At 65.4% G+C, this 1,613-nt stretch carries 1 protein-coding gene and 1 pseudogene; both read left to right on the top strand.

The window, feature by feature from the left end:
• A partial coding sequence (locus ACXIZN_RS43155) for a DUF2637 domain-containing protein (protein WP_457960774.1) occupies positions 1-701 on the top strand: 701 nt, incomplete at its 5' end.
• 744 nt (positions 702-1,445) lie between these two features.
• Positions 1,446-1,613 (top strand): annotated as a pseudogene (locus ACXIZN_RS43150) (DUF2637 domain-containing protein); the annotation flags it as partial.

Here is a 1,613-nt window from a genome sequence, read left to right as displayed (position 1 = left end):
GAGACTTCGCCCTCCAATTCGGCGCCGACCACACCACCGCCGCCATCTGGCCACTCATCGTCGACGGCCTCCTCATGATCGCCACCGTCGAACTCTGGAAATCTGCCGACACCGCACAAACTGGAAGCCGCTGGACGGCGTGGCTGGCATTCATCTTCGGAATCTCGCTGTCGCTTTGCGCCAACATCGGCTCTACACCCGACCTGAGCATCTTCGGCTTAACCGTCGCGGCCTGCCCTCCCCTAGCCCTGCTCCTCGCCGTCGAACTCCTCAACCGAGCACTCAAACGACACCGCGCCAAACCCACCGACCAGAACCTCACCCCCACCGACCATCCCGCCGCATCACCCGAGACGACAGGCCTACCCGCGCCGACCCCAGCTGTGCACCAGGCGCCTACACCAGACGAGCCGAACCATCCACACACCGCAACCGCCGAACAACTGATGTGGGCTCACTACCTCCGCGAACGTTCGCAAGGCCGAACACCATCCGGCGCCGAACTCGACCGCGTCGCCGGAACCCACAACTACGGCCGCCGCATCCTCCGAAAATGGCGCAGCGAAGGCATCCTTTTGCACACAGCCCCCGAGCCGCATCAGCCACGCGAAACACCGTCGAGGCCTCAAACGATGGCACCGCCGAACCCACTTCCGCACGCCGACACCGCAAAACGAGAACTCGCCGAATCAACGTCCTAAAGTTCGATCCGTCCCCATGATCAGCGTGAGCACCACCCAACTGAACGAAAACCAGCATTTTGATCTTCAAAGACCCAGGTCAGTTAGTGTCGTCCCCGCGCGAGCGGGGGTTGGTCGCAGCAACGAGAGCATCGACAGCAGGCGCGCGGGTCGTCCCCGCACGGGCGGGGCTGGTCCCCTGGCGGACCTCGAAGCGCCCTCTCCACCGATGTCGTCCCCGCGCAGGCGGGGCTGGTCCGGGCCACCGCACACCCGCCGAGGCGGGCATGGTGTCGTCCCGCTCGCAGGCGGGGCTGGCCCCTGGGAGCCGCGACCAGCGCCAGCGCTACGCCAAGTTCTCCCCGCGCGAGCGGGGCTGGTCCTGAGTTCAGCAGCGCATCACCGCTGTCGGCCTGGTTTCCCACGAGAACGGTATGCCCGGAGAGTCGCTACCTGGATACCATCTGCGAACTTTCACCCGATCATAGGCACGCTGCCACTCCTTATGCACGCGAGGTTGATCGGCTACAAAGGATCGGCGCTAGTTCGTCCGCCGATGCGGAAGGCACGATTAGTTTCGGCCAGTTCCACCGACAGCAAACGGCATGCTTCGCGCTTCAGCAAGCCGTCGCGGGTCCATGCCCCGAGACGTTTGACCGTGGGCGCGGCTCGAACAGCATCTACATGGGATCAAACCCCTCGTGAGCTGCGGATCTCCGCGACGACCGTGATCGAACGGCGCCGCCGCAAGGCCCAGTGACCGCTATGACCACCACGAACGGAGCAACATCGTCCGGCCCGTGGCGCGAACCGGCTCTTGCCGTGCAGTGCGGCTGCACTGCCCTGGTCGCCCTCGGCGCCGCCTACGCCTCCTACCGCCACGGACGAGACTTCGCCCTCCAATTCGGCGCCGACCACACCACCGCCGCCATC

This window comes from Amycolatopsis sp. TRM77291 (assembly GCF_054166285.1).
Note: the sequence above shows the minus strand (reverse complement) of the source record. Positions and strands in the feature narration are given on the sequence as shown.